Origin of the sequence: Mycobacterium sp. (assembly GCF_050701675.1) — a bacterium.
Classification (GTDB): Bacteria; Actinomycetota; Actinomycetes; order Mycobacteriales; family Mycobacteriaceae; genus Mycobacterium.
The window spans coordinates 1-5,891 of sequence record NZ_JBOGDD010000858.1 but is presented as its reverse complement, the minus strand read 5'-3'; the positions used below and the strand labels follow the sequence as shown (position 1 = coordinate 5,891).

The window sequence follows — 5,891 nt, the reverse complement described above, 5'->3', positions numbered from 1 at the left end:
GCGGTACTGCTCTTCGTCGACGCGACCGCCGTCCGCGGGGGCCTGTTCGGTGGTCAGCCGCGCTCGGCCATGCGGCTACTCTTCATCGCCCTGCCGCTGAGCCTGGGACTGTCGGTGCTGCTTGGCTTCTGGCTGCTACCCAGTACCTCGTGGGGGACCCTGATCGTCATCGCCTGCATCGTGGTGCTGATCGACTTTTCCCCCGCCCCTTCGATCGTGCGCGACGCGCGGATCCCCGCCCGGGTCCGTGATCTGCTCAACACCGAGGCGGGCTACAACGACGGCATCATCTCGCCGATCTTCATCTTCGCGCTGGCGCTCGCCGGCGGCGAACACGAGCCTGCCGACACCCCGCTGGCCGCCCTTGGCGAGGCGGTCCCACACTCGCTCAAGGGGCTGGCCCTCGGGCTGGCCATAGGTGCGGGCCTGGCCCTGGCCGCCAACGCCGCCGAGCGGCGCGACCTGATGACCGAACAGTCGAAGCGCATCATCGTCGTCTCCGCTCCTGCGATGGCGTACACGCTGAGCCTCGGAGTGCACGGCAACGGTTTCATCGCGGCGTTCGTGTGCGGTATCGCCTATCACTACTTCCGGCACTCGCAGGACGTCGAACGCGAGCTGGAACTGGTGGATGACCTCAGCTTTCTGCTGACGGCGGCGATGTGGTTCGTCTTCGGCGGCCTCGTGTTGATCGCCTACTGGCGGGCCGGCCTGACGGTCGGCGTGGTGGTGTTCTGCCTGCTGGCGTTGACGCTGGTGCGGATGCTGCCCGTCGCCGCGGCGATGCTCGGGTCGAAGTTCTCCTGGCCCGAACGACTGATGCTTGGCTGGCTCGGTCCGCGGGGCGCCGCTTCGATCGTCTTCGGCCTGCTGGCATTCAACGTGCTCGGCGGTGGGGACGAACATGCGGTCCTGCTCACCATGGTCGTGACCGTGCTGGGCAGTGTGCTGATCCACGGCATCGGCGCTCCGGCGGCCGCTCGCGCGTTCCACCGGACCCAAGCCAATAGAATGGCCGGGTGACATCTGGGTCATCCCACGAAGTGGACACCGTCGAGCAAGCTTCTACTACCCCTGATCAGCCGCAACCCTTCCGTGAACTCGGTCTCAAGGATGACGAGTACCAGCGGATCCGCGGCATCCTCGGACGTCGACCGACCGACGCCGAGCTCGCGATGTACTCGGTGATGTGGAGCGAGCACTGCTCCTACAAGTCCTCGAAGGTGCATCTGCGCTATTTCGGCGAGACCACCACCGACGAGATGCGGTCCTCGATGCTCGCGGGCATCGGCGAGAACGCGGGTGTCGTCGACATCGGTGACGGCTGGGCGGTGACGTTCAAGGTCGAGTCGCACAACCACCCCTCCTACGTGGAGCCGTATCAGGGCGCCGCGACCGGCGTTGGTGGCATCGTCCGCGACATCATGGCCATGGGCGCCCGCCCGGTCGCCGTGATGGATCAGTTGCGCTTCGGCGCCGCCGATGCGCCAGACACCCGCCGCGTGCTCGACGGCGTCGTGCGCGGTGTCGGTGGGTACGGAAACTCCCTCGGCTTGCCCAATATCGGCGGCGAGACGGTCTTCGATGCCTCCTACGCGGGCAACCCGCTAGTCAATGCGATGTGCATCGGTGTGCTCCGCAAGGAGGACCTGCACCTGGCCTTCGCGTCCGGCAGCGGCAACAAGATCATCCTGTTCGGTGCCCGCACCGGGCTCGACGGCATCGGCGGTGTCTCGGTGCTGGCGTCGGAGACGTTCGGCGGCGACGAGGGCGAGGGTCCCGGCCGCAAGAAGCTGCCGTCGGTCCAGGTGGGCGACCCGTTCATGGAGAAGGTGCTCATCGAGTGCTGTCTCGAACTGTATGCGGCGGGCCTGGTGATCGGCATCCAGGATCTTGGCGGAGCCGGATTGTCCTGCGCCACTTCCGAACTCGCGTCGGCAGGTGACGGCGGCATGTCCATCGAGCTCGAAAAGGTGCCGCTGCGGGCCAAGTTCATGACTCCCGCCGAGGTGCTGTCCAGCGAGTCGCAGGAACGCATGTGCGCCGTCGTTGCGCCCGAGAACGTCGATGCGTTCATGGCCGTGTGCCGCAAGTGGGAGGTGCTGGCGACCGTCATCGGTGAGGTCACCGAGGGTGATCGCCTGCAGATCACCTGGAACGGCGAGACGGTCGTCGACGTGCCGCCGCGCACCGTCGCGCACGAGGGCCCGGTCTACGAGCGCCCCGTCATCAGGCCCGACACGCAGGACGCCCTGAACGCCGACACGTCGGCATCGCTACCGCGGCCCTCGACCGGCGATGAGCTGCGCGCGACTCTGCTTGCGCTGCTTGGCAGTCCGCATCTATGCAGCCGTGCGTTCATCACCGAACAGTACGACCGCTACGTCCGCGGCAACACCGTGCTGGCCGAACACGCCGATGGCGGCGTGCTGCGCATCGACGAGGCCACCGGCCGCGGCGTCGCCGTGTCGACCGACGCGTCCGGACGCTACACCTTCCTCGACCCGTACACGGGTGCCCAGCTGGCGCTGGCCGAGGCCTACCGCAACGTCGCGGTCACGGGCGCCACGCCCGTCGCCGTCACCAACTGTCTCAACTTCGGCTCGCCGGAGGATCCCGGCGTGATGTGGCAATTCGCCCAGGCCGTGCGTGGCCTCGCCGACGGCTGTGCGGTACTGGGCATCCCGGTCACCGGCGGCAACGTCAGCTTCTACAACCAGACCGGCACCACCGCGATCCTGCCGACGCCGGTGGTCGGTGTGCTCGGCGTCTTGGAAGATGTGAGGCGACGTGTCCCGACGGCCTTCGGCACCGAGCCCGGCGAGACGCTGATCCTCCTGGGTGACACCCGCGACGAGTTCGACGGATCGATCTGGGCGCAGGTCACCGCCGACCACCTCGGTGGCCTGCCGCCCAAGGTCGACCTGGCGCGCGAGCAGCTGCTCGCCGACGTCCTGACGTCCGCGTCGCGCGACGGGCTCATCTCCGCTGCGCACGATCTGTCCGAGGGCGGGCTCGTTCAAGCCGTCGTGGAATCCGCGATCTCCGGCGAAATAGGTTGTCGGATAATCCTTCCCGAGGGCGCAGACCCGTTCGTTGCGCTCTTCTCGGAGTCTGCGGGCCGGGTGCTGGTGGCCGTGCCGCGCACCGAGGAGAGTCGATTCCGCGCCATGTGCGAAGCGCGCGGGCTACCGGCCGAGCGCATCGGGGTGGTCGACGAGGGTAGTGATTCCGTAGAGGTCCAAGGCCAGTTCACCGTGACGATCGACGAATTGCGCCGCACGTCGGAGGGCGTGCTGCCCGGGCTGTTCGGGTGAGGGCGGAGACCCCAACCGTTAGCGGCGAACCCCTCGCCGACGCTCCAGAACGCCGCCAGCTCACCCAGCGCCACCCGTTGGTGGTCTGGGCGTGGAGCCTGGTCCGGCTCGACTTCGTCGGCGTCGCCGTCGCCACCGTCTTCTTCTGCCTGTCGTTGACTCCGTCGCTGCTGCCACGCGACTGGCTCTTCCAGGGGTTGATCGGAGGCATCACCGCGTCGATCGGCTACGCCATCGGCGTCGTCGTGGCAAAGGGCTTCCACCGCTTCGCCCTACACCACCGACAGTGGTGGCCGCCGCCCAAGAGGACGTTGAACGCGGTGAAGGTCGGCATCGTCGTCGTGTCGATCATCGTCTGCGTGTCGATGCTGGTGCCCGCGGCCGCCTGGCAGCGCCAGGTATCGGCGGAGATGGGCATGGTGGGGCCCACGACCCTTGGGTACCTGCGGACGCTCGTCGTCGCCGTGCTGGTCGGCGGAGCGTGCGTCGGCGCATCGCGGGTGCTCATCGACGCGGTCAAACTGCTTGCGAGAGTCTTCATCCGACGTTGGCACCTCCACCAGGAGGTCGCCTTGTTCATCGGGACGGCGATCGTCGTCATACTGGTGGTCACCCTCGTCAACGGCGTGCTGTACCGCGGCTTCCTGGTCGGTGCCAGCCGCGTGTTCCAGCCGCAGAACACGACCACCCGCGATGGCGTCTCCGAGCCCATCCGACCCGAGAAGTCCGGCAGCCCAACATCACTCGCCCCCTGGGCCACGCTGGGATTCCAGGGCCGCAACTTCGTCGGAACCGGTCCGCACCTCGACGAGCTCACCAAGCTCAACGGCCGCCCCGCGAAGGAACCGATTCGCGTCTACGCGGGATTGCAGACCGCCGACACCGACCAGGCCAGGGTCGACGTCATCATCCGGGAACTCGCCCGCACCGGTGCCTTCGACCGCAAGCTCCTCGTCATCGTCCCCACCACCGGCACCGGGTGGATCAACCCCGTCGCCGCCAGGTCGATCGAGACCATGTACAACGGCGACACCGCGCTCGTCGGCCTGCAGTATTCGTATCTGCCCAGCTGGATCTCGTTCCTCGGTGACCGGGAGAAGTCAAGGGAATCGGGCCGCCTGCTCATCGACGCCGTCCACGACCGGTGGTCCAAGCTTCCGCCCGAGCACCGGCCCAGGCTGGTGCTCTACGGGGAGAGCCTCGGTTCGCTGGCCGGCCAGGCCGCGTTCCCGTGGCTGCCCGACATCGCGAGGATGGACTTCTCCGCGGTGCTCTGGGTGGGCCCGCCCCACGAGAGCTCACTGTGGAGCGGGTTGGTGCAGCGACGCGACCCCGGCACGCCCGAGGTCGACCCGCGCTATGACAACGGGCGCACGGTGCGATTCTCCCAAGCGACCAGCGGTGCCGACATCGCCGACGTCGCCAAGCCGGAGTGGCAGGGCACCCGCGTCCTGTTCCTGCAGCACGCCTCCGACCCGATCGTCTGGTGGTCGCCGAATCTCGTCTTCTCCCGGCCGGATTGGCTCGTCGAGCCGCCGGGCGCGGACCGCACGACATCGATGCGGTGGTATCCGATCATCAGCTTCTGGCAGGTCAGCGCCGACATGACCAATGCCTCCAGCGTGCCAGCCGGGCACGGCCACAACTACGGCGACTCCATGCTCGACGGGTGGGTCGCCGTCATTCCGCCGGACGGCTGGACCGACGCCGACACCCGACGCGTGCGCGCAGCGGTGCAGAACGCCGGGAACGAGTACTAGTGCCGCGCAACGGGATCCGGGCGCTGATCCTGGCCACCGCTCTGATCGGCTGGAGCGGGCTGGTGGCGCCCAGGCTCCCCGCCCGCTGGCTGGTGCCCATCCAGGCGGCCCTCGGCGGCGTGCTGGTCTCCTCGGCCGGGGCGCCGCTCGGGTTGCGACCACCTGCCCTCTGGCGCGGCGGGCGCCTTGGCTTCGCGGTCGCCGGAGCCGTGGCCGCCGCCGGTGGCTCGTCGACGGCCCTGCCGCCCGTCCGGCACGCCATGGGCGAGCGCGAGCTGCCACGGCCAGCAGCCGGCTGGCTTCTGATCCGCATCCCGATCGGCACGGTCTGGTCGGAGGAGGCTGCCTTCCGAGGTGCGCTGGGAACCGTTGCGGCGCAGGCGTTCGGCCCCCATCTGGGCCGGGTGCTGCAGGCGACTGCCTTCGGACTGTCGCACGTCGCGGACGCCAGGGGAGCCGGTGAGTCCGTCGGCGGGACGGTGCTCGTCACCGGGGTGGCCGGCTGGGCGCTCGGGTGGCTGCACGACCGCACGGGCAGCCTCGTCGCGCCCATGCTCGCGCATCTCGCGATCAACGAAGCAGGCGCCGTGGCCGCGCTGCTCGTCAAGAATCAGACCTCGCGACTGTCCACCTCGAGCAGGTGAGGGTCGGTGTCGGTGTCGTCGATGCCGAAGCCGATGATCTTGCGTGGGGTGATCCGGATGATGGCGCGGTCGAGTTCGTCGCCTGCCGCTCCGGTCGCGGGCCGCACGTCCGCCTGCACGGCGATGCCGCGGATCTCCAGACACCGCACCCGCCACGGGTCTCTCGAGAC

The 5,891-nt window shown here is 68.7% G+C and carries 5 protein-coding genes; 4 read left to right on the top strand and 1 reads right to left on the bottom strand.

Annotated features, from left to right (window positions below; all coding sequences use genetic code 11):
• From ACRDUX_RS26415 to ACRDUX_RS26400, 4 genes are all read left to right on the top strand, one after another.
• A partial coding sequence (locus ACRDUX_RS26415; RefSeq protein WP_526418079.1) for a cation:proton antiporter domain-containing protein occupies positions 1-1,023 on the top strand: 1,023 nt, incomplete at its 5' end.
• A 20-nt stretch (positions 1,024-1,043) separates the two neighbouring features.
• Positions 1,044-3,317 carry a phosphoribosylformylglycinamidine synthase subunit PurL gene (gene purL / locus ACRDUX_RS26410; RefSeq protein ID WP_526418080.1) on the top strand — a complete coding sequence of 758 codons (2,274 nt, stop codon included), beginning with the start codon at positions 1,044-1,046 and terminating at the stop codon, positions 3,315-3,317.
• Complete coding sequence (locus ACRDUX_RS26405; protein WP_526418077.1) at positions 3,314-5,077, top strand: alpha/beta hydrolase; 1,764 nt, start codon at positions 3,314-3,316, stop codon at positions 5,075-5,077. The genes purL and ACRDUX_RS26405 overlap by 4 nt, the downstream gene beginning before the upstream one ends.
• The gene (locus ACRDUX_RS26400) at positions 5,077-5,721 is read left to right on the top strand and encodes an Rv0804 family intramembrane glutamic endopeptidase (RefSeq protein ID WP_526418075.1); all 645 of its coding nucleotides are present in this window, start codon (positions 5,077-5,079) and stop codon (positions 5,719-5,721) included. The genes ACRDUX_RS26405 and ACRDUX_RS26400 overlap by 1 nt, the downstream gene beginning before the upstream one ends.
• Here the strand turns inward: ACRDUX_RS26400 and ACRDUX_RS26395 are convergent.
• Positions 5,688-5,891: PNPOx family protein (locus ACRDUX_RS26395; protein WP_526418073.1), on the bottom strand; the 204-nt coding region annotated here is incomplete at its 5' end. The two genes, ACRDUX_RS26400 and ACRDUX_RS26395, sit on opposite strands and share 34 nt — an antisense overlap.